A 23,246-nucleotide genomic window follows, 5' to 3' on the forward strand; every position below is an offset into this window, starting at 1 on the left:
GGTTGCGGGAGGGGCTGGATCCTTACTTCTTTGCCAATGCAGCCTGAGCGGCGGCCAAGCGGGCAATCGGTACGCGGTAGGGCGAGGCCGAGACATAATCGAGACCGGTAGCCTCGCAAAAGGCAATGGAGGCCGGATCGCCGCCATGTTCGCCGCAGATACCGAGTTTGATCCCCGGACGGGTCGCGCGGCCGCGTTCGGCGGCCAGTTCGATGAGTTGGCCCACGCCCTCAACATCAATGCTGACGAACGGGTCGCGGGCGAAGATGCCCTTGTCCACATATTGGGTCAGGAACCGGCCCGCATCATCGCGGCTGATGCCGATGGTGGTTTGGGTGAGGTCGTTGGTGCCGAACGAGAAGAATTCGCCCACCTCGGCAATCTCGCCTGCCTTGAGCGCCGCGCGCGGCAGTTCGATCATGGTGCCGACGAGATATTCGACCGATGCGCCTTGCTCGGCGAAGACTTCGCTGGCGACGCGATCGACGATCGCCTTCATCAGCTCCAGCTCCTTTTTGGTGGCGACGAGCGGGATCATGATTTCCGGGATGGGCGCCTCGCCGCTGCGCTGCTTGACGAGCAGCGCCGCTTCGAAGATGGCGCGGGCCTGCATTTCGTAAATTTCGGGGTAAGTGACGCCCAGACGGCAACCACGATGGCCGAGCATCGGGTTGAACTCATGCAGCTCGGCGGCGCGGCGCTTGAGCGCGTCCACACCCACGCCTGCGGCCTTGGCCACTTCCTCGAACTCCGCTTCGCCATGCGGCAGGAATTCGTGCAGCGGCGGATCGAGCAGGCGGATGGTGACGGGCAGGCCGGCCATCACCATGAAGATCTGCGCGAAGTCGTCGCGCTGCTCCGGGAGCAGCTTGTCGAGGGCGACGCGGCGGCCCTTTTCGCTGTCGGCGAGGATCATCTCACGGACGGCGGTGATGCGGGCTGCGTCGAAGAACATATGCTCGGTGCGGCAAAGGCCCACGCCCTCCGCGCCGAATTCACGCGCGACCTGGCAGTCCTGGGGGGTTTCAGCGTTGGCGCGGACACGCAAGCGGCGGACCTTGTCGGCCCAGGCCATCAGCACGCCGAAATCGCCCGCCAGTTCGGGCTGCACGGTCGGGACTTCGCCCGCCATCACCTCGCCAGTCGAGCCGTCGATGGTGAGGATGTCGCCTTCCTTGAGGGTGCGGCCTTCGATGCGCAGCGTCTTGGCGGCGTTGTCGATCGACAGGCTGCCCGCGCCGGACACGCAGGGACGGCCCATGCCGCGCGCAACCACGGCGGCATGTGACGTCATGCCACCGCGCGCGGTCAGGATGCCCTTGGCCGCGTGCATGCCGTGGATGTCTTCAGGACTGGTTTCCACGCGGACGAGGATGACGGAGTCGCCAAGCTCGTTGCGGCGCTCTGCGGTGTCGGCGTCGAACACGATCGCGCCCGAGGCTGCGCCCGGCGAGGCAGGCAGGCCCTTGGTCAGCACATCGCGGGGCGCCTTGGGGTCTAGCGTCGGGTGGAGAAGCTGGTCGAGCGCGGCGGGATCGACGCGGGCGACGGCTTCCTGCTCGGTGATCAGGCCCTCGGTCGCCATATCGACGGCGATCTTGAGCGCGGCCTTGGCGGTGCGCTTGCCCGAGCGGGTCTGGAGCATCCAGAGCTTGCCCTGCTGCACCGTGAACTCGATGTCCTGCATGTCGCGATAATGGGTTTCGAGGATCTGGAACACCCGCGCCAGTTCGGCATAGGTTTCCGGCATCGCCTCTTCCATCGACAGCGGCTTGGCCCCTGCCCGCTCGCGTGCCTGCTTAGTCAGATACTGTGGCGTGCGGATGCCCGCCACCACGTCCTCGCCCTGGGCGTTGATGAGGTACTCGCCATAATAGGCGTTTTCGCCGGTCGCCGGGTCGCGGGTGAAGGCGACGCCGGTGGCCGAGGTGTCGCCCATATTGCCGAACACCATCGCCTGCACGTTTACGGCGGTTCCCCAATCGTGCGGAATGGAGTTCAGGCGGCGATAGACCTTGGCGCGGTCGGCCTGCCAGCTGCCGAAGACGGCGCTGATCGCGCCCCAAAGCTGGTCGTTTACGTCCTGCGGGAAAGGCTTGTTCCAGAGCTTTGAAACAAGGGCCTTATACTCGGCAACGAGCGCCTTCCAGTCGTCGGCCGTCATCTGCGTATCGAGCGTGTAGCCCTGATCTTCCTTGGCGATTTCGAGGGCTTCCTCGAATGCACCGTGATCGAGTTCCAGCACGACATCGGAATACATCTGGATGAAACGGCGATAGCTGTCCCAGGCGAAACGCTCGTCGCCGCTCGCGGTGGCGAGGCCGACGACGGTTTCGTCGTTGAGGCCGAGGTTGAGGACCGTGTCCATCATGCCCGGCATGGAAATGCGCGCGCCGGAGCGGACGGATACGAGCAGCGGATCGGCCGCGTCGCCGAATTTCTTGCCCGTCACACCCTCGATATGGGCGATGCCGTTTCCGACTTCTGCCTTCAGGCTATCCGGGAATACGCCGCCATCCTCATAATAGCGGGTGCACATCTCGGTCGTGATGGTGAAGCCCGGAGGCACCGGCAGGCCGATGGCGGCCATGCCGTCCAGATTGGCGCCCTTGCCGCCGAGGAGATTCTTGTTACCCTTGCCACCATCATCGACGCCGCCGCCGAAACGATAGACATAACGCGTCGCGGTCGTGCTCATGCTGGCCTCTTCCATTGTCAACATAGTCCCGGCTCTCCCTGCACTGATTGCCGTGTATTTGTGCGTTGCAGCAACTTTCCTACAACAGGCGGGGCGATGAACGCACCCGCTTTTACGATGATCCTTTGTTCTTCTCTATCCTCCATCGCCGTGAAGCGTCGGACTTTTCCGAACTATCCTGCAATTTTCGAGAAGTCGGCGACCGCATGCACGGCGTCCCGCACCCGCGCCAGCAGCGCGAGGCGAGCCGACCGCTTGGCCGGATCAGCGTCGTTCACGGTGACCTTGTCGAAGAAGGCGTCGATCGGCGCGCGCAATGTTGCGAGTGCGGCCATCGCGCCTTCGAAGTCCTCCGCCGTGACAGCTGCTGTGGCGCGGGGTTCGGCGGCGTCGAGGGCGGTAATTAGGTCGGCCTCGGCAGGTTCGGGGGTGTAGGCCAGTTCGACCTTCTCGGCGGTTTCGACGCCTTCCTTCTTCAGGATGTTGGCGGCGCGCTTGTAGCCGGCGAGGAGGTTCGTGCCATCGTCGGTGGCGATGAAGGACTGGAGGGCCTTCACGCGGGCGAGCAGGCGGACGAGGTCATCCTCTCCACCGAGGGCGAATACGGCGTCAATCAGGTCGTGGCGGACGCCTGCTTCTTTTTGCTGGACCTTGAGGCGGTCTGTCATGAAATCAGCAAGCTTCTGCGGAGCTTTGCGGACCTTCTCCGCCATATCCAGCAAAACCTCATTATTTTCCCAATCCAATTCAGACTTTGTCTGCGGTGAGCTAAAGGTGAATTGAGAATTTGCAATCAGCCCCGTCGCAAACAATGCTTCAACTGCGTTAGCCTCCTTCGCCGATTGCACTCGAGCCATGCCCGTTCCAACATTCGGGATTCCGAAAGTGATCGCCGAAATGAGGGGAAGGCGCAGATCATTTTGAAGCAATATGGCAATCACGCCCAACGCGGCTCGACGCAGCGCGTAGGGATCACGCGATCCTGATGGAATCTCCGCTATCGCAAAGAATGCGAACAAGGCATCAAGTTTATCCGCCAGCGATACTGCCACCGTCGCAGGCGCGGTCGGCACGTCATCACCCTGCCCGACCGGCTTGTAATGGTCGCGGATGGCGTCAGCGACGGCATCGGGCAGACCTTCGGCACGGGCATAATAGCCGCCCATGACGCCTTGGAGTTCGGGGAACTCGCCGACCATTTCGGTGACGAGGTCGGCTTTGGCTAGGCGGGCGGCTTGTTCGGCCAGGTTTGCGAGTTGTTCGGTCGTTGGGGCTTGCCCACCCCCGGCCCCTCCCGCTTGCGGGAGGGGAGAGATAATCCCCTCTTCTACCAGCCAGCGGGCTAGCTTGGCTACGCGGTCGACCTTGTCGGCTACGGTGCCTAGCTTTTCGTGGAAGGTGATGCGTTCGAGCTTCTTGGCGTGGTCCTCGAGCCTCGTCTTGCGGTCCTGTTCCCAGAAGAAGCGGGCGTCGGACAAGCGCGCGGCGAGGACCTTGCGGTTGCCTGCGATGATTGCTTCGCCGCCGTCTTTAGCTTCGATATTGGCGGTGCAGATGAAGGCGGGGGCGAGTTTGCCCGCGCTGTCACGCAGTACGAAATATTTCTGGTTTATCCGCAGGGTTAGCTGGATGACTTCAGGCGGAACCTCAAGAAACGCCGGATCGAAATCGCCTAGCAGCGGGACCGGCCATTCCGTCAGCCCGGCATTCTCCGCGACGAGGCCCTTGTCCTCGATCACGGTGTAGCCCTTCGCGGCGGCGGCTTCGTTTGCCTTTGCCTCGATGATCGACTGGCGTTCCTGATGGCTGACGATCACATGGCAGGCGCGCAACTTTTCGACATAGTCGTGCGCGCCGCCGATGGTGATTTCGCCGGGGTGGTGGAAACGGTGGCCGAGCGTGGCGTAGCCGCTGCGCGTGCCTTCGATCTCGATATCGACAAGGTCTTCGCCGAGGATCGCGACGATGCCTTGCAACGGGCGGACCCAGCGAAGGCTTTCGGTCGTCTGCGAGGCTGTGCCCCAGCGCATGGACTTGGGCCAGGGGAAGGCGCGGATGATGGCGGGGACAGCTTCGACCAGCACTTGCGCGGTGGCACGGCCGGGCTTGTTGACGGTGGCGAACCAGACGCCGTCGCGGTCTTCGAGCTGGTTCTGGGTCAGGCCGGTTTTGCGGAGGAAGCCTTCAAGCGCCTGCGCGGGCGCGCTGGTGCGAGGGCCTTTGAATTCCTCGCTGACGGCGGCGGTTTCAAGCGGCAGGTTGCGGGCGATTAGCGCCAAGCGGCGAGGCGTGACGAAGCTGTCGATGCTCTCGGGTTTCAGTCCAGCCTTCGCCAGTTCCTCGGTGAAGAGGCGGGCCAGGTCTTCAGATGCCTTGAGCTGCATCCGGGCCGGGATTTCTTCGCAGCGGAGTTCGAGGAGGAAATCGGTCATGCGATTTTCTCCGCAGCCCCAGCGGAGGCTGGGGCCTCGTGCCGAATGATGGAACGCGTGGGGCATGAGATCCCAGCTTGCGCTGGGATGACGAAGTTACACATCTGCATCATGCGGCCCACCCGTTTACTTCCATCCACTTTTCGCAGGAGCCTTTCGCAAGGTCGCGGACGCGGCCGATGTAGCTGGCGCGTTCCTGGACGGAGATGACGCCGCGCGCCTGGAGCAGGTTGAAGACGTGGCTTGCCTTGATTGCCTGATCATAGGCGGCGAGCGGGACGCCTGCATCCAGCGAGGCTTTGCATTCGGCCTCGGCGTCCTTGAACCAGCGGAACAGCTTTTCGGTGTCGGCGATCTCGAAATTCCATTTCGACATCTGTTGTTCGTTGGCGAGGAACACATCGCCATAGGTGACGCCTGCGTCATTGAACTTCAGGTCGTAAACGCTGTCGACGCCCTGAATATACATGGCGAGGCGTTCGAGGCCGTAGGTTAGCTCGCCCGCGACCGGCTTGCAGTCGAAGCCGCCCATCTGCTGGAAATAGGTGAACTGGGTGACTTCCATGCCGTCGCACCAGACTTCCCAGCCAAGGCCCCATGCGCCGAGCGTCGGGCTTTCCCAGTCATCCTCAACGAAGCGAATGTCGTGGATCAGCGGATCGATACCGATCTCGACCAGCGACCCCAGATACAGCTCCTGAAGGTTCGCCGGGGACGGCTTCATGATCACCTGATATTGGTAATAATGCTGGAGCCGATTGGGATTTTCGCCATAGCGGCCGTCGGTCGGGCGGCGGCTGGGCTGCACATAGGCGGCATTCCAGGCGTCCGGGCCGAGGCTGCGCAAGGTGGTGGCGGGGTGGAACGTGCCCGCGCCGACCTCCATGTCATAGGGTTGCAGGATGACGCAGCCCTGCTTTCCCCAATAGGCGTGCAGGGTCAGGATCAGGTCCTGAAAGGAGAGCGGCTTTCCTGTCGCCACGGACGGTCCCTTGCAAAAATGACGGTTTGATCGCGCGCGCCTTGGCGCAGGAGGGCTTTTGGGTCAAGGAAAAGCGGGCTTGAAGGCGGTTAATCCGCTTGCCCAAACGCCCCCTGCCCCGCATGGATATGGCGAAACTCTTCGCAATGGATCGATAGCCGTTATGAAATGGTCGCTTTCGCGCTTGATGGTTGCAGGCTTGCTGCTGCTAAGCGGCTGCACTCAGGAACCGCAGGCCAACGCTCGTCCGCCAGCGGCAAGGGCCGCCTATGTGACGCCCGCCCTATGGCAGGTGAAGGATGAGGATACGACGATCTATCTCTTTGGCACGGTTCATGTGCTGAAACCGGGAACGGAGTGGTTCAAGGGCGGCATCAAGCGGGCCTTTGATGGGTCGGACGAGCTGGTTCTGGAGATTGTCGAGCCAGAGAATCCGCAGGCGATGGCTGCTTCCATGGCGCAAACGGGCCTGGCGCGTGACGGGGTGAAGCTGTCGGATCGTCTGGATGCCGACATGCGGGGCAAATATCAGACGGCGATGGCAGCGAACGGCCTGCCCTGGCAGATGTTCGAGCCGTTCAACCCCTGGATGGCTGGCATGGCGCTGGCGGTGAAGCCGCTCGAAAAACTGGGATACGAAGCGGACCTTGGCGCGGAGAAGACACTGACGTCAGCAGCAAAGGCTGCGGGCAAGAAGATAGGCGCTCTGGAGACAGTAGAGCAGCAATTGGGCTATTTTGCCGGGCTGCCGATGGACAGTCAGGTGAAGTTCCTGAACGCTACCGTTGAGGGCCTGCCGGACATGGACAAGGAGTTCTCCAGCCTGATCGCGCATTGGCAGGAGGGCGATCCGGACAAGCTGGCCGCCGAAATGAACGAATCGCTCGAAGCGACGCCGGAACTGGCTCAGGTGCTGCTGATTCAGCGGAACATGAATTGGGCCAAATGGATCAAGGAACGGCTGGCGCGACCCGGAACGGTGTTCATCGCCGTCGGTGCCGGGCATCTGGCGGGCAAGGATAGCGTACAAGAGCAGTTGAAGGGAATGAACGTCGCATCGGCTAGGGTCGCCGAGTGAACTTGCTGCGATGGCTGGGCCTGTGCGCGCTGCTGATGATAGCGGCGTGCGGGCCGGAGCCGGTTTCTCCTCCGGAGGGCGGCGGGCCTGCCCTGTGGCGGGTGCAGGGGCATGGGGTCGATGGATGGCTGTTCGGGACCATTCATGTGCTGCCCAAGGGGGTCGGCTGGCGAACCGGCAAGATTGAGCAGGCGATGGACGCTTCGGACCAGTTGGTGCTCGAAACTGCGGAAATTCAGGATCAGGCGCGAACGAGGGCGCTGTTCGAGAAGATGGGCCGCAGCCCCGACCTCCCCACGCTCGAGGCCCGTGTGCCTGCGGACAAGCGCGATGAGCTTCGGCGGATTGCTGGCGACGGGGGCGCTAATATGCAGCTTCTGTCCGGATATGAAAGCTGGGCGGCCGCGATGCTGCTTTCGGCGGCGGCGCAGGAGTTGCTGCACCTAAGCGCCAGCGCGGGTGTCGAGCCGGTGCTGATCGCCGCGTTTCAGGAAGCGGGCAAGCCGATTGGCGGACTGGAGACGGTGGCGCGGCAATTTGGCGCCTTTGATACCTTGCCCGAGGGTTCGCAACGTCAGCTTCTGACCCAGACTGTAATGGAGGCCAAGGGGATGAAGGCGCTGTATGAGCGCATTCTTCATGCCTGGCTGAAGGGTGATATGGCTGCGATCGCGCGGGAGGATCAGGGTGGAGAACAGCCCGACCCGGTGGTTGAAAAGGCGGTGTTGGTTTCCCGCAATCGGGACTGGAGCGCAGCTATCACGAAGTTGAAGGGGCGCCCCTTCATCGCGGTGGGCACGGGGCATCTTACCGGGCGGGACAATCTCATCAGCTTGATTGAGGCGCGTGGCTACAAGGTGACGCGGGTGCAATAGCGCCGCGCCCTTGCCTTTGCCCGCCTTTCTGCTACAGGGCCGCCTTCCCGTGATGGTCATCCCTGGAGGCGTTGCGGGAAGTTTTGACATATCAGCTTTTGGAGACACGCAATGAGCGAGCAGCTTACGCTGTCGGCAGAGGCACGCGATCGGGCAGGCAAGGGAGCCTCCCGCGCTCTCCGCCGTGAGGGCCGCGTACCCGCCGTCATCTATGGTAACAACGAAGAACCGCAGTCGATCCACGTCGAGGAAAAGCTCCTCAACAAGCTGCTCGGCACCGGCCACTTCTTCAACTCGGTCGTCATGGTCGAGGTGGGCGGCAAGCAGGTTCGCACCCTGCCCAAGGACGTCGCCTTCCACCCCGTGAGCGATCGCCCGCTGCACGCCGATTTCCTGCGCGTTTCGGAACATGCCACCGTTCACGTCAACGTGCCGGTTCGCTTCGACAATGAAGATGCCTCGCCCGGCCTGAAGAAGGGCGGCGTGCTCAACATCGTCGCACATGAGATCGAACTGATCGTCGATGCGGCCGAAATCCCCGACGACGTCGTTGTTGACCTGACGGGTCTCGACGTGGGCGAATCGATCCACATCGGCTCGGTGAAGCTGCCCAAGGGCGCGAAGGCTGCGCATGATGAGAGCGACTTCACCGTCGCGACCATCGTTGCTCCTTCTGCCATGAAGAGCGCCGAGGGCGACAACGAAACTCCGGCGGAAGGCGAATAAGCCTTTCACCCCGGCTTACCGATTACCGGTTTGCTCACCCCCGTTCGGGCTGAGCTTGTCGAGGCCCGCCCCTTTTCTTGGAATAGGAAGAGAGGCCCTTCGGCAGGTTCAGGCGAACGGGGGTTCGCTTTGTTTGGAGACGTGGGATGCAGATCTGGGTCGGGCTGGGCAATCCGGGCACCCAATATGCGATGCACCGGCATAATGTCGGCTTCATGGCGGCCGACGTCATCGCCGACATGCACCGCTTCTCCCCGCCCAAAAAACAGTTTCAGGGATGGGTGCAGGAAGGCCGCATTGGACCTGAGAAGATCATCCTGCTGAAGCCCGCCACCTTCATGAACGAAAGCGGCCGGTCAGTCGGGGAGGCGATGCGTTTCTACAAGCTGGCGCCGGAGGACGTGACCGTCTTTCACGACGAACTGGACCTTGCGCCGATGAAAGTGAAGGTGAAGCGCGGCGGCGGCAATGCGGGGCATAACGGCCTGCGATCGACGGATGCGCACATCGGGCCGGACTTCCGGCGCGTGCGGATCGGCATTGGGCATCCGGGCCACAAGGACCGAGTGCATGGCTATGTGCTTGGCAATTATCACAAGAGTGAGATGGATGCGCTGGCCGACATGCTTGGCGCGATCGGCGCGGAGGCCGAATGGCTGGCCAAGGGCGACGACGCGCGCTTCATAAATGAGGTTGCGCTGAGGCTGGCGGACTGATCCGCAGAAGATGCGCTAATAAGTGAAAGTCCGTTCCGCCGCCCTGTCCGTGCGGTGAAATCAGGGGAATGGATTGCGCAGTGCAGCATTGCCGGGCCATAGAAGACGCCGGCTAAACTTCCCAAAGGGATACAGGTGATACTGACCGTCTCGACAAAGCCTTTCAGTGACCAGAAGCCGGGCACTTCCGGCCTGCGCAAAAAGGTCCGCGTCTTTCAACAGCCGCATTATGCCGCCAACTTCGTTCAGTCGGTGTTCGACAGCCTGACCGGATTTGAAGGACAGACTCTGGTGGTCGGCGGCGACGGGCGATATCTCAACCGCGAAGTCATCCAGATCGTGCTCAAGATGGCAGCGGCAAATGGCTTTGGCCGGGTTCTGGTCGGCCAAGGCGGCATATTGTCGACCCCTGCGGCATCGCACCTGATCCGATCCTCAGGCGCGTTCGGTGGTTTGGTTCTGTCGGCCAGCCATAATCCCGGAGGCCCGGACGAGGATTTCGGCATCAAATATAATGTGAGCAATGGCGGCCCCGCACCGGAGAAAGTGACGGACGCCATTCACGCCCGCACGCTCACGATCGACAGCTATCGGATAGTCGATGCAGACGACATCGATATCGACACCATCGGCAAGGCCCAGCTTGGCGGAATGACGGTCGAAGTGGTCGCCCCGGTTGCCGCTTATGCCGATCTGATGGAGCAATTGTTCGACTTTTCAGCCATTCGGGAGATGATCGCCGAAGGCTTCACCCTCTCCTTTGACGCGATGAGCGCAGTCACCGGTCCTTATGCCACAGAGATTTTCGAGCGGCGTTTGGGCGCGCCATCGGGAACCGTGCGCAACGGCATTCCCTTGCCCGACTTCGGCCATCATCATCCCGACCCGAACCTCGTCCACGCAAAGGAATTGTACGACCGGATGATGGGCGAGAACGCGCCCGATTTCGGCGCTGCGTCGGACGGCGATGGCGATCGCAACCTGATCATCGGCCGTAACTGCTATGTGACACCTTCGGATTCGCTTGCGGTACTGGCGGCCAACGCGCATCTTGCGCCCGGCTATGCGGAGGGCCTCAAGGGCATTGCGCGGTCGATGCCCACCAGCGGCGCTGCCGACCGGGTGGCGGAAAAGCTGGGCATTCCGCTTTACGAGACGCCGACCGGATGGAAATTCTTCGGCAACCTCCTGGACGCGGGCATGGCGACGATCTGCGGCGAGGAAAGCGCGGGCACGGGTTCGGATCATGTCCGGGAAAAGGACGGCATTTGGGCCGTGCTGCTGTGGCTGAACATCCTGGCGGCCCGCAGGCAAAGCGTGACCGAGATCATGCAGGCGCATTGGGCTACTTACGGCCGCAACTATTATGCGCGCCATGACTATGAAGCCATCGCCAAGGACCGCGCCGATGCGCTGATGACGGCGCTGCGGGACAAGCTATCCACTCTGCCCGGTACATCCAATAGCGGCGGCACGGTGAAGAGCGCGGATGATTTCGCCTATACTGATCCTACCGACCAGTCCGTCAGCCACAATCAGGGTATCCGCATCCTGTTCGAAGATGGATCGCGCATCGTGTTCCGTCTCTCCGGCACCGGCACCGAAGGCGCTACCTTGCGCGTCTATATTGAACGCTATGTGGATCATGACGGCAACCTTGGCATGGACACCGCCGATGCCCTCGCGCCACTGGTCCAGGCCGCGCAAGAAATCGCGGATATCGCAGGATTTACCAGCATGGACCGGCCGAGCGTGATCACCTGACAGACATAAAAAGTTATCTGAGGGACATGGGGCGGCAAGAGCGAAAGACTAGGGACGCGCCATGTTTCGCTCCCGCACTATTGCTCGTTCTTTCCCCGCATTTTTAGCCGCCTGCACCCTCGTAACCGGCGCTACTGCGCGTGCGGCGACGGCCGAAGATGAGCAGGTGTGGCTCAATCTGACTGCCATGGGGCCGGTCAGCGGCGACCTCATCTATTTCGCCGAGATCCAGCCCCGGTTCGGCAATGGCGCCTCACGGGCCGACCAGAACTCTCCTGCGCGGTGCGGTGGGATGGAAGCTGTCGCCTCAGCTGTCGGTCTATCAGGGCTATGCTCATATCGTCCTGCCGGCGCAAGGCGGACGCGATGTCAATGAAGAGCGTAGTTTTCAGCAGATCAGCTGGACGATCGGCAAGCCATGGGACGGCGAGCTGTCGTCCCGCACGCGGCTGGAGCAACGCTGGCGTTCGGATGGCAGCGGCATGGGATGGCGGCTGCGGGAGATGCTCCGCTATGAAAAGCCGCTGAAGCCCGACCGCCAAGCCGTCAACGCGCTGGTCTATGCGGAAGGATTTGCCGCTCTCAACAGCACGGATTGGGGACAAAGGGCAGGTTTCGACCAGTTGCGCAGCTTCATCGGTGCGGAGGTCAAGCTGATGGGTAAGTCCACGGCCGAGATCGGCTATCTCAACCAGCTGATCAACCAGCGGAGCGGGAACGAGCGCATGCACCATGTCGCATCGATCACGCTCTTCTTCCGCCGCTGAGCACAGGCTGGCCTTCGGACGCGGAACAGGCTATCGGCCCGGCCATCATTTTGACGTGAAGGCAGTTCCATGGGTTTTCGTTGCGGTATCGTCGGGCTTCCCAATGTGGGCAAGTCCACCCTGTTCAATGCGCTGACTGAAACGCAGGCGGCGCAGGCGGCGAACTATCCCTTCTGCACGATCGAGCCCAATGAAGGCCGCGTCGCCGTGCCCGACGACCGGCTTCAGACCATCGCCAAGATTGGCGGCAGCGCCAAGATCATCGAAACGCAGCTGTCCTTCGTCGATATTGCAGGCTTGGTTCGCGGCGCTTCCAAGGGCGAAGGGCTGGGCAACCAGTTCCTCGCCAACATCCGCGAGACGGACGCCATCGTCCACGTGCTGCGCTGTTTTGAGGATGGCGACATCACCCATGTCGAGGGCAAGGTCGACCCCATCGCCGACGCGGAGACCGTCGAGACTGAGTTGATGCTGGCGGACCTGGAATCGCTGGAAAAGCGCATGCCGAACTTCGCCAAGAAGGCGGCGCAAGGCGACAAGGAAGCAAAGGTGGCCGCATCCGTCCTGGGCAAGGCGCTGGACCTGCTGCGCGACGGCAAGCCCGCGCGGCTGACGCAGCCCGCCGATGACGAGGAGGCCCGCATCTTCCAGCAGGCCCAGTTGCTGACCGCCAAGCCTGTCCTCTACGTCTGCAATGTCGAAGAAGAGGCGGCGGCCGAGGGCAATGCTCATTCCGCACGCGTATTCGAGAAGGCTGCGGCCGAGGGGGCCAAGGCGGTCATCGTATCGGCCGCGATCGAAGCCGAACTCATCACCATGCCGGTCGAGGAGCGTACCGAATATCTGGAAGCTCTGGGCCTGACCGAAGCAGGCCTCGCCCGCATCATCCGGGCGGGTTATGAATTGCTGGGCCTCATCACCTTCTTCACCGTCGGGCCGAAGGAAGCGCGCGCCTGGACCGTGACCAAGGGGTCGAAGGCGCCCCAGGCGGCCGGCGCGATCCATACGGATTTTGAAAAGGGCTTCATCCGCGCCGAAACCATGGCCTATGCCGACTATGTCCAGTTCAATGGCGAGGCCGGAGCCAAGGAAGCGGGGAAGTGGCGGTCTGAAGGCAAGGATTATGTGACGCAGGACGGCGACATCATGCTGTTCCGCTTCAACGTCTGACGCCGTGACGCTGCGGCCCGGCCAGATTCCGGCCCAGCGCAAGGCCGCCTTTCCACCGAGCGTCGATGAACGCACGACGCTGCTGATCCTTGGCAGCCTTCCGGGCGATGCCTCGATCAGACAGGGCGAATATTATGCCCATCGCGGCAACGCTTTCTGGTCGCTGATGGGCGATGTGCTGGGCGAGGATTTGCGCGCCCTGCCCTATGCCATGCGGCTGAAGCGTTTACGTGGGCGAGGCGTTGGTTTGTGGGACGTGATCGAGAGCGCAGACCGGGAAGGCAGCCTCGACAGCGCGATCCGTGGCGCGGAACTTCGGGATTTAGGCGCCTTTATCGCGCGCCTGCCTGCGCTGCGGGCGATTGCCTTCAACGGCAAGACGGCGTCTGTGCATGGCCGCCGTCAGATCGGCGCTGACACGGGGCTGTCCTTAATCGACCTGCCATCCAGCAGTGGCGCTAACGCCATGCTATCCCGCGACAAGAAGGCAGAGCTGTGGCGGACGCTGCGCCAATGGATCACGCCATCCTGACATTGACGTAAACGTAAGGCCCGCCTAGATCGTCTGCAACATGAAAGGTGCTGGATCATGAGCGAGATTGTCTATTTCGAAGATGTGGAAGTCGGCAGCAAGCTGGAGTTCGGTTCAATCACCGTCAGCCGGGACGAGATCATTGCCTTCGCCGCTGAATTTGACGCCCAGCCCTTTCACCTTTCAGACGAAGCTGCGGCAGAAACGCATTTTGGCAGCCTGTCGGCCAGCGGATGGCACACCACTGCGCTGTTCATGAAGATGTTCGTCGCGAAAATGCAGGCTGGCGGACATCAGGATGCAAGCCTGGGTGCCATGGGCATAGATGAACTACGCTGGTTGCGGCCGGTCAGACCGGGTGACACGCTGCGGGGCGCATCAGAGGTTGTGGAAAAGAAGGCCTCGCGCAGCAGGCCGGAGATGGGCATCATCAAGAGCAAGGTGACGATCTTCAACCAGCATGACGAACCGGTCATGACGCTGATGCCGATCACGATGTTTCGCACGCGTCCGAACTGAACGGATCGGCAGCCTATCTGTCGCGCTTTGGCGGCAGCGGCTGGTTGGCGAGAGCATCCGCAGCCATCAGGCGGATCTGGCTGGCTGCCGAGTTCGACAGTTGAATGAGGTGCAGGCCCGGCGGCAGATCGAACCAGACGATCTTCGCAATGCCCGAGCATGCGGCACCATGACCATGGGCGGCAGAGGGACCTGCGCTGCGGCCGGTGACAATATCGACCCACGCGGAACCGGACAGGCCTATGCCCACCCGTGCGGGGGCCTTGATCGCCAAGCTGAATAAGCCGCCATAGCTTTTAGGCTGCTGATGCCTCGGCTTCACAGCATATTGGACCTGCGCTGAAGGACGCAAGGTTGCGACGATGGGCTTGCCGAGGATCAGTCGAGGCGCGGAAGCTGCTTCGCCCGCCGCTGCCTCCGTGCCGCTCTGGTTCCAGCTCGTCCATGGTTCAGGGGGAAGCGGCGCATTGCGGCATGGATCAGCGCCCTGCTTTGCGGCAAGGGCGGGCGCGGACAGGCTCAAGGCAGCCAAGCAGGCGATCATGCGCATGGTCATTTCCTCCCGAACAGCTTCTCGATGTCGCCATGACCCAGCTTCACCCAGGTCGGACGGCCGTGGTTGCACTGGCCGCTGCGTGGCGTGATTTCCATCTCCCGCAGCAGCGCGTTCATTTCCGTGACGCTCAGCATACGACCGGCGCGTACCGATCCGTGGCATGCCATCGTCGCAGCGACGAGATCGAGCCGTTCCTTCAACGACAGCGCCTCGTCATAGGCGGCCAGATCATCGGCGAGGTCGGTGACGAGCCCCTGCACGTCGCCCTGCCCCAGCATTGCGGGGACCGCGCGCACGAGCATGGCGGAGGGACCGAACCGCTCCAGTTCGAGGCCGAAGTCGCGCAACTCATCGATACGCGTTTCGAGGCGGTCGCAGGCAGGTTCGTCCAGTTCGACCACCTCGGGCAGCAGCAGCGCCTGCGCGGCGACGCCCTGCCCCTCCATCGCGCGGCGCATGCGTTCAAGCGTCAGGCGCTCATGGGCGGCGTGCTGATCAACGATCACAAGCCCGTCCTCAGCTTCAGCGACGATATAGGTGCGGGCGACCTGCCCACGCGCCACGCCAAGGGGGAAGCTGGTTCCTTCCGGCGCAGGGGCAGCAGCGGGTTCCGCACGCGCTTGCGGCGGGGGGGCGAAGAAGGAAGGGCGGCGGTCGGCGAATGCGGCGGCGGGGAGCGTGTAAGATGCTGACGCAGCTTCGAAGATGGGGAGCGCATTGATGGGGGTGGGTGACACAGGCTCTGCCCTCCAGGCGGAAAGGCTCGCCGGGTCGGCCTGCTGCACGGATCGGAACCCTTCCGCATCGAGTGCGCGCCGTACGCCTGAAACGATCATGCCCCGGATCATGGCTGGATCACGGAAGCGGACCTCGGTCTTTGCCGGATGGACATTGACGTCCACCTCCAACGGCGGAACGTCGAGGAACAGGGCGACCACGGGATGCCTGTCGCGCGCCAGCATGTCGGCATAGGCACCGCGCACCGCACCAATAAGCAATCGATCGCGAACCGGGCGGCCGTTCACGAAGAGGAACTGATGGTCACCCACGCCCCGATTATAGGTTGGCAGCGAGGCGACCCCTGACAAGCGGACGCCTTCGCGTTCAAGCGAGACTATCACATGATTCTCGGCAAGCGCACGGTCGGTGAGCGCGGCCACCCGATCCTCCCGCGCTTCTACTGCCTGCACGGCGACGGCTCGGCGGCCGTCATGCTCCATGGTGAAGGCAACAGACGGATGGGCCATCGCCAGGCGGCGGACGATGTCGAGGCAGGCGGCATATTCCGCCTTGGCCGAGCGCAGGAATTTGCGGCGGGCGGGCACCCGCGCAAAGAGTTGCTCGACGGTCACGCGGGTTCCCGGCGGCAGGGCAGCGGGTCCCTCCGACAGTAGCGCGCCATTATCGACAGTGCGGTTCCAGCCATCCTGGCCCTTGGGCCGACTGTCGATAGAAAGCCGGGCAACACTGGCGATGGATGGCAGTGCTTCCCCACGAAAGCCTAAGGTCGATACATTTTCGATCGCATCGTCGGGCAATTTCGAGGTCGCATGTCGCTCCAGCGCCAGTGCGATCTCGTCAGGCGCCATGCCGCAGCCATCGTCGCTGACCTCAATACGGTCGAGCCCGCCGCCGCCTAACCGTATGAAAATGCGGCTTGCCCCGGCATCCAGCGCATTTTCCACGATTTCCTTGAGCGCGCTGGCGGGTCTTTCGACCACTTCACCCGCTGCGATACGGTTGACCAGATGTTCGGGCAGGCGGCGTATTGACATTGATTAGTGACTAGCCCAAGCGAGCGCTTTCCGCGAGCCGTTGCCCCCGAAAATTTTGCCTCATCACACGGAATGGTGACAGGGGCGGCGGAACGTGGCAGGGACCTCCGAACGCCCCGGTTCGCGTCGCCGGGACGGGCGGGCTGAACAGGAACAAGCATGTCGATCTTTTCGCGACTTTTCAAACTCTCCTCCCAGGATATGGCTATCGATCTCGGCACGGCGAACACCGTCGTCTATGTGCGGGGCCGCGGGATTGTACTGAATGAGCCATCGGTCGTGGCGGTGGAGACACTGAACGGCGTGAAACGGGTCAAGGCCGTGGGCGACGATGCCAAATTGATGATGGGCAAGACGCCTGATTCGATCGAGGCGATCCGACCGCTGCGTGATGGTGTGATCGCGGACATCGATGTCGCCGAACAGATGATCAAGCACTTCATCACGAAGGTGCATGGCGGCAAGTCGCGCCCTGGCGCTTCCCTGAGATCGTAATCTGCGTCCCTTCCGGTTCCACCAGCGTCGAACGCCGCGCGATTCGCGATGCGGCGAGCAACGCGGGCGCTTCGCAGGTTTTCCTGATCGAGGAGCCAATGGCTGCCGCGATCGGTGCGGACATGCCGGTGACCGAGCCGATCGGTTCGATGGTCGTAGACATTGGCGGCGGCACCACCGAAGTCGCGGTGCTTTCTCTTCGCGGTCTTGCCTATACCACTTCCGTACGCGTCGGCGGTGACAAGATGGACGAAGCGATCGTTTCGTTCGTCCGCCGCCACCACAATCTTCTGATCGGTGAGGCCACCGCCGAGCGCATCAAGAAGCAGTTCGGCGTGGCTCAGCCCCCCGAAGACGGCGTGGGCGAAACCATCCACATCAAGGGTCGCGACCTGGTGAACGGGGTTCCCAAGGAAATCTCGATCAACCAGGGGCAGATCGCCGACGCGCTGGCCGAACCGATCAGCACCATCGTCGAGGGTGTCCGGATCGCTCTGGAAAATACTGCGCCGGAACTGGCGGCGGACATTGTCGATCAGGGGATCGTTCTGACTGGCGGCGGCGCGCTGCTGAAGGGCCTGGACGATGAATTGCGCGACGAGACTGGCCTGCCCGTCACGATCGCCGAAGATCCGCTGACCTGTGTTGCCATCGGCACCGGCCGCGCGATGGAGGACCCGATCTTCCGAGGCGTGCTGCAGACCGCTTAAGGTCAGGGGGACCACTGCATGGCGCGGCCATCCAGCCGACGTCCCGGCCATAACCGCAAGGCGCAGTACAGCCTGTTTGCCAGCTATGTTGTGGCGGTGACGGGTGCGGCTGCTGGCTTGCTGCTGATCGCCGTGGCAATTTTCGATCCCACAGGATTCGCGGCGATCCGTATGGTTACGGCGGAAATCTCCCGCCCCGCGTCGCTCGGCCTGCGCAACATGGTGAGCGGGGCAAGTTCGCTCGACGATGTGCTGACCGCCTATTGGCGCGCCGGATCACAGAATATCGCCTTGCGCCATCAAGTGGATGCGGATCGCAATCGCATCATCGAGGCGAAGGCGATCGCGCAGGAAAATCTGCGCCTCAAGAGGCTGTTGAAGCTGGTCGATGAAGATCAGAGCGATCTGCTCACGGCGCGGCTGATATCCTCCTCTTCCTCCAGCGCCCGCCGTTTCGCCCGCCTGAACGCCGGCCGGTGGCAAGGCGTCCGCCCCGGCATGCCCGTGCGCGCATCCGAGGGCCTGGTGGGCCGCATCCACAGCGTGACGCCCAACACGGCTGATGTGTTGCTGCTGACCGACAGCAGCAACATCGTGCCGGTTCGCCGCGCTACGGACAGCGTGGCAGCCATCTCAACCGGGCTGGGAGATGGAACCGTCGAAATCCGTTCGCTGGCGGCCGGCCGAAATCCGTTCAGCCCGGGCGACATCCTCGTCACATCGGGTGTCGGAGGCATATATCAACCCAATATTCCGGTTGCGGTTGTCGTGCGCATAGCAGGCGAGATCGCCTACGGTGTGCCGCTCGCCAATCCAGCGAAGGTAGATGCGGTGGTGGTCGAACGCTCTTTTGAAGAGGTCGTGACGCGCGGTAGCCCCACTATGCCTGAAGCGGCACCAGCAGAAGCGGCGGCGAACGCCAGCGCGCCATGATCGACCCACACCTCCAGCATGTTCCCAAGCTGGGCCGCACCCCGTCCAATTTTCGGCTGACAGGGACGCCGGTCATCACGGTCATGCTCGGATCGTCCATCACGGTCCTGCCGGTTATCGCACAAGCGCCGGTCATGCCGCCCTTCGGCCTGCTGCTGCTGCTATCATGGCGGTTGCTGCGGCCGGAATTGTGGCGCGTCTGGATCGGCGTTCCACTCGGCCTGTTCGACGACATCATGAGCGGGCAGCCGATCGGATCGGCGATGTTCCTGTGGACCATGATGTTGATCGGCATCGACGCGGTTGAACATCGCATGGTGTGGCGCAGCTATCGGCAGGACTGGCTAATCGCGGCGGCAGCCATTATCTTCTGCATCGCCGGTGGCCTGTTCTTTGCTCGGATTACCGGCGGAGGAAACATCAAGCTGGAACTGGTCGCCCCACAAATGCTCTGGACGATCCTGCTCTTCCCCTTCGTGGTGCGGCAATGCGCCCGGATCGATCGCTGGCGCGTGATGGCATGAAGCTGCCCAAGCTCAAGCGTAAGACCGTTAACGAAGCATCCTTGTCCTTCACCTTCACCCGACGGGCAATGGTGGTAGGCGGGCTGCAGGCAGGAATGGGCGCCATGCTGATCGGCCGCATGGGCTGGATCAGCGTCGCGGAAAACGAGAAATATAATCTCCTCTCTGAAAGTAATCGGGTTAACCTGACTCTGATTCCGCCGCGTCGTGGCTGGATATTGGACCGGAACGGCCGCGCGCTGGCCAATAACCGGACGGACTTTCGCGTCGATCTGATCCCCGAACGCGTGACCGATCCGGAAGGCACGATCCGCAGCCTGACGCAGCTTCTCTCGCTACCCCCCGATGAGGTGGAGCGCATCCAGACGGAACTGGAAAAGGCACCCGGCTTCCGCCCCGTGCAGGTGGCCGAAAAGCTTACCTATGATCAGTTCGCGGCCGTCAGCGTCCGTCTGCCCGACCTGCCGGGGGTTGCGCCCAGCCAAGGCTTTTCGCGCTACTATCCCGCTGGTGCGACCGTGGGTCATCTGCTGGGCTATGTAGGTGCGGCATCGGCCAAGGATTTTGAGGAACGCAGGGACCCGCTGCTGATTACGCCCGGCTTCAAGGTGGGTAAGGACGGGCTCGAAAAATCGTTCGACAGGGAACTGACGGGTAAGCCCGGCGCGAAGCGGGTCGAGGTCACAGCGCGGGGCAAGATCGTGCGGGAACTGACCACCCGGCCCGACGCACCCGGTCAATCCATCAAATTGACGATCGATGCAGGGTTGCAGGAATATGCGGGACGGCGGCTGGCCACACAGAGTGGGTCGGTCGTCGTCATCGATTGCCGGAATGGTGACGTGCTGGCCATGGCTTCCATGCCCAGTTTCGATCCCAACAGCTTTTCCGATGGTATCAGCCATCTGGAATGGCAAATGCTGTCCAGCGACGATCATATTCCTCTTCGCAACAAGACGTTGCAAGGCCTATATCCGCCCGGATCGACGGTAAAGCCGATGGTCGCGCTCGCCCTTCTGGAAGCGGGCATCTCTCCTGCCGACCGTGTGAACTGCCCCGGAGCGATCAGAGTGGGGAACACATTGTTCCACTGCCACAAAAAGCGCGGGCATGGGGCGCTCGACATGCGGGGCGCCATTGCGCAAAGCTGCGACATATATTTCTACCAGATGGCCCAGCGGATCGGGATGGACCGCATTGCCAGCATGGCGCATCGTGTCGGCATGGGTCAGAAATTTTCCCTGCCCTTCCCCAGCCAAAGCTATGGCACAGTGCCCGACCCGGCATGGAAGCTCAAGAAATATGGGCAGAAGTGGCAGGTCTATGACACCGTGAATGCCACGATCGGCCAGGGCTATATGCTCATCAATCCGCTCCAGATGGCGGTCATGGCGGCACGTCTGGCTACCGGCCGTCAGTTGATGCCCAATTTCATCCATGGCGCTCATAGGCCGGAACCGGCCCCTGTCGGCGTTGCGGAGCAACATCTTGTCACTATCCGTGATGCCATGAGCGCCGTCGTCAATGGTGGCGGCACCGGCGGCGCGGCGCGGATGAGCATTCCCGGCGTCCTCATGGCAGGAAAGACCGGTACAGCACAGGTCCGGCGCATCACCATGTCAGAGCGCGCAGGCGGCGTGCGCGGCAACGCCTCCCTACCCTTCAAGCTACGCGATCACGCCCTGTTCCAGGGCTTCGCGCCGTTCGACAATCCCCGCTACGCAATCGCCTGCATCATCGAACATGGCGGCCACACGATCCGGGCAGAGGATGCGCCGATGATTGCCAGCGACACAATGTCCTTCCTTTTCGACCAGGCGAAGGCGATAGAAAAGCTGGAGACGCTGGAAAAAGGCTGGGGCGGTCCACCCGCCGAGCGAATGGCCCGCCAGATGGCCGCGTTCCGCCTCGCCAAGGCGATCGAAAAGGGCGAGGCGCCGCCAGAGGCCGCCAATGCCGCCCAGGCAACGAATTCCTTCAACGCGGCCGCCCCGGCGTCGCCGTCGCCCGCGGCGGAAGATGATGCGCCCCCGCCGCCCGGCTCCGACACGGTGGCCGACTGATGGGCATCGTTCCTCAGCCGCTGACGGAATTCCCCTGGCGCGTACTCGCGATCCTGATCGCCATCGCGGGGTTCGGCACGCTCGTGCTCTACAGCGCGGCGAGCGGCAGCATCACGCCGTGGGCGATCAACCAGGGCGTGCGGTTCATTATCTTTTCGGTGATGGCCTTCACCATAAGCCGGGTGCCGCTGGAGCTTTTCGCGCGCTTCGCCTTTCCGGCCTACGGCGCCATTCTGATCTCGCTGGTGCTTGTCGAACTGATCGGCGGCGTTGCGGGCGGCAGTCAGCGGTGGATCAACCTTGGCTTCATGCAATTGCAGCCATCGGAATTCATGAAGCCGATGATCGTGCTGGCAGTCGCGCGTTTTTATGCTTTGCTTCCGGTAGGCGAAATCCGCCGTTGGACAGCGATATGGCCCGCACTCGTCCTCATCGGTGTGCCATGGGCGTTGGTTCTGGTACAACCAGACCTAGGGACAGCGACGATGATCGCGGCGGGCGGCGTGACGGTCATGTTCCTGGCCGGATTGCCGCTGCGCCTGTTCGTGGGATCAGGCCTGGTGATGGCGGCGATCATCCCGATCGCCTTTAGCTTCCTGCACGACTATCAGCAAAAGCGCGTGCTCATCTTCATGGATCCGGAAAGCGATCCGCTGGGTGCAGGCTACCATATCAGCCAGTCGAAGATCGCGATCGGGTCGGGCGGCATCTGGGGCAAAGGCTTCCTGAAGGGGACCCAGAGCCACCTGGATTATCTTCCCGAGGGGCATACCGACTTCGTCTTCGCCACCATGGCGGAGGAATGGGGTCTCGTCGGCGGGATATTCCTGATCGGCGCGTTCCTGCTGCTCTTTCGGTGGGGCATTGGGGTATCGCTGCGCGCGCAAGACAAATATGCGCGATTGGTCGCGGCGGGCCTGACCACGACGATTTTCTTCTATGTCGCGATCAACCTCATGATGGTGATGGGCCTGGCACCTGTCGTCGGCATTCCCCTGCCCTTCATGTCCTATGGCGGGTCGTCCATGTTGACCGTCATGCTCTGCATCGGGATCATCATGGCCATTGACCGGTCCAGCCGACGGGGCGGGAGACGGCCCGGAAATTGGGGCTGAAAGCAGCCGCTACCCAAAATTTTCCGCACTGCGGCGATTTACTGTTTGCAAAGCCGGAGGATAATGCTAACCGCCCGGCCACGCCAAGGCGAGGCTCCAAACGGAGCGATCCGAAAGCGAGTGTGGACGCATAGCTCAGTTGGTAGAGCAGCTGACTCTTAATCAGCGGGTCCTAGGTTCGAGCCCTAGTGCGTCCACCAAATCTCCCAGTAATATCAGTGAGTTAAACGACCCCTTCGGGGTCCCCTCAACCTGATGGAACCTAGTTTCTGCTATAGGTTCCGTATAGGTTCCACCCTCTGTTCGCCTCGCGGGCTCGCAACGGTGGGAAGGAATGCCGAAGCGGCCGGCACTGCCTCCGTCAGCGGAGTTCCTGCGCAAGCCCGATGAGAAGCCCTTCCGGCCCACGAATATAGCAAAGCCGATACACGTCCTGATAATCGACGACTTCGCCCACGAGCTCTGCGCCGCGCGCCCGGAGGCGTTCAAGCGTGTCGTTGATGTCGTCCACCGCGAACATGGCGCGGAGGTACCCCAAAGCATTGACCGGATCGTTTCGGTGATCCGCGGCAACAGCTGGCCTGACGAAGCGGGATATTTCTAGCCGGCTATGGCCGTCCGGCGTGCGCATCATGGCGACCTCGACATGCTGATCGCCCAGGCCTGTAACGCGCCCGGCCCATTCGCCTTCGATCGTAGCGCGACCTTCGAGTTCGAGGCCGAGTTCGAGAAAGAAATCGACCGTCTCATCGAGACCCTCGACGACGATCCCCATATTATCCATCCGCTTGACGGCCATAGTTTCAATCTCCCAGC

The 23,246-nt window shown here is 62.3% G+C and carries 18 protein-coding genes, 1 tRNA gene and 2 pseudogenes; 15 read left to right on the forward strand and 6 right to left on the reverse strand.

Going from position 1 to position 23,246, the window contains the following annotated elements:
* Window positions 1-22: 22 nt before the first annotated feature.
* From ppdK to ACWNC0_RS14420, 3 genes are all read right to left on the reverse strand, one after another.
* Window positions 23-2,722 carry a pyruvate, phosphate dikinase gene (ppdK, locus tag ACWNC0_RS14410; RefSeq protein WP_449472514.1) on the reverse strand — a complete coding sequence of 900 codons (2,700 nt, stop codon included), beginning with the start codon at window positions 2,720-2,722 and terminating at the stop codon, window positions 23-25.
* 149 nt (window positions 2,723-2,871) lie between these two features.
* A complete protein-coding gene (gene glyS / locus ACWNC0_RS14415; protein ID WP_449472516.1) occupies window positions 2,872-5,130 on the reverse strand; it encodes a glycine--tRNA ligase subunit beta in 2,259 nt (752 codons plus the stop codon).
* A gap of 109 nt (window positions 5,131-5,239) precedes the next feature.
* Window positions 5,240-6,112, reverse strand: a complete 873-nt coding sequence (locus ACWNC0_RS14420) for a glycine--tRNA ligase subunit alpha (protein ID WP_449472518.1) — start codon at window positions 6,110-6,112, stop codon at window positions 5,240-5,242.
* A 163-nt stretch (window positions 6,113-6,275) separates the two neighbouring features.
* Here ACWNC0_RS14420 and ACWNC0_RS14425 point away from each other — a divergent pair, with 163 nt between their 5' ends.
* The 9 genes and pseudogenes from ACWNC0_RS14425 (at window position 6,276) to ACWNC0_RS14465 (ending at window position 14,259) form a co-directional block, all read left to right on the forward strand.
* Entirely contained in the window at window positions 6,276-7,190 is a 915-nt protein-coding gene (locus ACWNC0_RS14425; RefSeq protein WP_449472519.1) for a TraB/GumN family protein, read from the forward strand.
* A gap of 35 nt (window positions 7,191-7,225) precedes the next feature.
* A complete protein-coding gene (locus ACWNC0_RS14430; protein ID WP_449474627.1) occupies window positions 7,226-8,065 on the forward strand; it encodes a TraB/GumN family protein in 840 nt (279 codons plus the stop codon).
* Between the two features lie 111 nt (window positions 8,066-8,176).
* A complete protein-coding gene (locus tag ACWNC0_RS14435) occupies window positions 8,177-8,791 on the forward strand; it encodes a 50S ribosomal protein L25/general stress protein Ctc (RefSeq protein ID WP_449472521.1) in 615 nt (204 codons plus the stop codon).
* A 146-nt stretch (window positions 8,792-8,937) separates the two neighbouring features.
* Window positions 8,938-9,507, forward strand: a complete 570-nt coding sequence (gene pth, locus ACWNC0_RS14440; protein WP_449472523.1) for an aminoacyl-tRNA hydrolase — start codon at window positions 8,938-8,940, stop codon at window positions 9,505-9,507.
* Between the two features lie 135 nt (window positions 9,508-9,642).
* The gene (locus ACWNC0_RS14445) at window positions 9,643-11,271 is read left to right on the forward strand and encodes an alpha-D-glucose phosphate-specific phosphoglucomutase (RefSeq protein ID WP_449472525.1); all 1,629 of its coding nucleotides are present in this window, start codon (window positions 9,643-9,645) and stop codon (window positions 11,269-11,271) included.
* Window positions 11,272-11,332: 61 nt separating this feature from the next.
* Window positions 11,333-12,038 (forward strand): annotated as a pseudogene (locus tag ACWNC0_RS14450) (DUF2490 domain-containing protein).
* 69 nt (window positions 12,039-12,107) lie between these two features.
* On the forward strand, window positions 12,108-13,208 hold the full coding sequence (gene ychF / locus ACWNC0_RS14455; RefSeq protein ID WP_449472526.1) for a redox-regulated ATPase YchF: 1,101 nt from the start codon (window positions 12,108-12,110) through the stop codon (window positions 13,206-13,208).
* A 4-nt stretch (window positions 13,209-13,212) separates the two neighbouring features.
* The gene (locus tag ACWNC0_RS14460) at window positions 13,213-13,740 is read left to right on the forward strand and encodes a DNA-deoxyinosine glycosylase (RefSeq protein WP_449472528.1); all 528 of its coding nucleotides are present in this window, start codon (window positions 13,213-13,215) and stop codon (window positions 13,738-13,740) included.
* A gap of 57 nt (window positions 13,741-13,797) precedes the next feature.
* A complete protein-coding gene (locus ACWNC0_RS14465; RefSeq protein ID WP_449472530.1) occupies window positions 13,798-14,259 on the forward strand; it encodes a MaoC family dehydratase in 462 nt (153 codons plus the stop codon).
* A gap of 13 nt (window positions 14,260-14,272) precedes the next feature.
* Here the strand turns inward: ACWNC0_RS14465 and ACWNC0_RS14470 are convergent, their stop codons facing one another.
* Complete coding sequence (locus tag ACWNC0_RS14470; protein WP_449472532.1) at window positions 14,273-14,815, reverse strand: hypothetical protein; 543 nt, start codon at window positions 14,813-14,815, stop codon at window positions 14,273-14,275.
* On the reverse strand, window positions 14,812-16,590 hold the full coding sequence (gene mutL / locus ACWNC0_RS14475; RefSeq protein ID WP_449472533.1) for a DNA mismatch repair endonuclease MutL: 1,779 nt from the start codon (window positions 16,588-16,590) through the stop codon (window positions 14,812-14,814). Before mutL ends, ACWNC0_RS14470 begins: the two co-directional genes overlap by 4 nt.
* A gap of 159 nt (window positions 16,591-16,749) precedes the next feature.
* Between mutL and ACWNC0_RS14480 the strand changes: the two are divergent.
* From ACWNC0_RS14480 to ACWNC0_RS14505, 6 genes and pseudogenes are all read left to right on the forward strand, one after another.
* Window positions 16,750-17,795 (forward strand): annotated as a pseudogene (locus ACWNC0_RS14480) (rod shape-determining protein).
* An 18-nt stretch (window positions 17,796-17,813) separates the two neighbouring features.
* Window positions 17,814-18,728, forward strand: a complete 915-nt coding sequence (mreC, locus tag ACWNC0_RS14485) for a rod shape-determining protein MreC (protein WP_449472535.1) — start codon at window positions 17,814-17,816, stop codon at window positions 18,726-18,728.
* Window positions 18,725-19,252: a rod shape-determining protein MreD gene (mreD, locus tag ACWNC0_RS14490; protein WP_196225982.1), complete on the forward strand. Its 528-nt coding sequence runs from the start codon at window positions 18,725-18,727 to the stop codon at window positions 19,250-19,252. The genes mreC and mreD overlap by 4 nt, the downstream gene beginning before the upstream one ends.
* Complete coding sequence (gene mrdA / locus ACWNC0_RS14495; protein WP_449472537.1) at window positions 19,249-21,315, forward strand: penicillin-binding protein 2; 2,067 nt, start codon at window positions 19,249-19,251, stop codon at window positions 21,313-21,315. The genes mreD and mrdA overlap by 4 nt, the downstream gene beginning before the upstream one ends.
* Window positions 21,315-22,430: a rod shape-determining protein RodA gene (gene rodA, locus ACWNC0_RS14500; RefSeq protein WP_449472538.1), complete on the forward strand. Its 1,116-nt coding sequence runs from the start codon at window positions 21,315-21,317 to the stop codon at window positions 22,428-22,430. Before mrdA ends, rodA begins: the two co-directional genes overlap by 1 nt.
* Window positions 22,431-22,554: 124 nt before the next feature.
* Window positions 22,555-22,630 (forward strand) — tRNA-Lys (locus ACWNC0_RS14505).
* A gap of 161 nt (window positions 22,631-22,791) precedes the next feature.
* Here the strand turns inward: ACWNC0_RS14505 and ACWNC0_RS14510 are convergent.
* Entirely contained in the window at window positions 22,792-23,229 is a 438-nt protein-coding gene (locus ACWNC0_RS14510; RefSeq protein WP_449472540.1) for a VOC family protein, read from the reverse strand.
* Window positions 23,230-23,246 lie beyond the last annotated feature (17 nt).

It is taken from the genome of Sphingobium chungangianum, assembly GCF_977014255.1.

Excerpts from the sequence above, each read along its gene's own strand:
- ppdK (WP_449472514.1), bottom strand. The coding sequence starts at position 2,722 with ATGTTGACAATGGAAGAGGCCAGCATGAGCACGACCGCGACGCGTTAT.
- glyS (WP_449472516.1), bottom strand. The coding sequence starts at position 5,130 with ATGACCGATTTCCTCCTCGAACTCCGCTGCGAAGAAATCCCGGCCCGG.
- ACWNC0_RS14425 (WP_449472519.1), top strand. The coding sequence starts at position 6,276 with ATGAAATGGTCGCTTTCGCGCTTGATGGTTGCAGGCTTGCTGCTGCTA.
- ACWNC0_RS14430 (WP_449474627.1), top strand. The coding sequence starts at position 7,226 with ATGATAGCGGCGTGCGGGCCGGAGCCGGTTTCTCCTCCGGAGGGCGGC.
- ACWNC0_RS14435 (WP_449472521.1), top strand. The coding sequence starts at position 8,177 with ATGAGCGAGCAGCTTACGCTGTCGGCAGAGGCACGCGATCGGGCAGGC.
- pth (WP_449472523.1), top strand. The coding sequence starts at position 8,938 with ATGCAGATCTGGGTCGGGCTGGGCAATCCGGGCACCCAATATGCGATG.
- ychF (WP_449472526.1), top strand. The coding sequence starts at position 12,108 with ATGGGTTTTCGTTGCGGTATCGTCGGGCTTCCCAATGTGGGCAAGTCC.
- ACWNC0_RS14465 (WP_449472530.1), top strand. The coding sequence starts at position 13,798 with ATGAGCGAGATTGTCTATTTCGAAGATGTGGAAGTCGGCAGCAAGCTG.
- ACWNC0_RS14470 (WP_449472532.1), bottom strand. The coding sequence starts at position 14,815 with ATGACCATGCGCATGATCGCCTGCTTGGCTGCCTTGAGCCTGTCCGCG.
- mutL (WP_449472533.1), bottom strand. The coding sequence starts at position 16,590 with ATGTCAATACGCCGCCTGCCCGAACATCTGGTCAACCGTATCGCAGCG.
- mreC (WP_449472535.1), top strand. The coding sequence starts at position 17,814 with ATGGCGCGGCCATCCAGCCGACGTCCCGGCCATAACCGCAAGGCGCAG.
- mreD (WP_196225982.1), top strand. The coding sequence starts at position 18,725 with ATGATCGACCCACACCTCCAGCATGTTCCCAAGCTGGGCCGCACCCCG.
- mrdA (WP_449472537.1), top strand. The coding sequence starts at position 19,249 with ATGAAGCTGCCCAAGCTCAAGCGTAAGACCGTTAACGAAGCATCCTTG.
- rodA (WP_449472538.1), top strand. The coding sequence starts at position 21,315 with ATGGGCATCGTTCCTCAGCCGCTGACGGAATTCCCCTGGCGCGTACTC.
- ACWNC0_RS14510 (WP_449472540.1), bottom strand. The coding sequence starts at position 23,229 with ATGGCCGTCAAGCGGATGGATAATATGGGGATCGTCGTCGAGGGTCTC.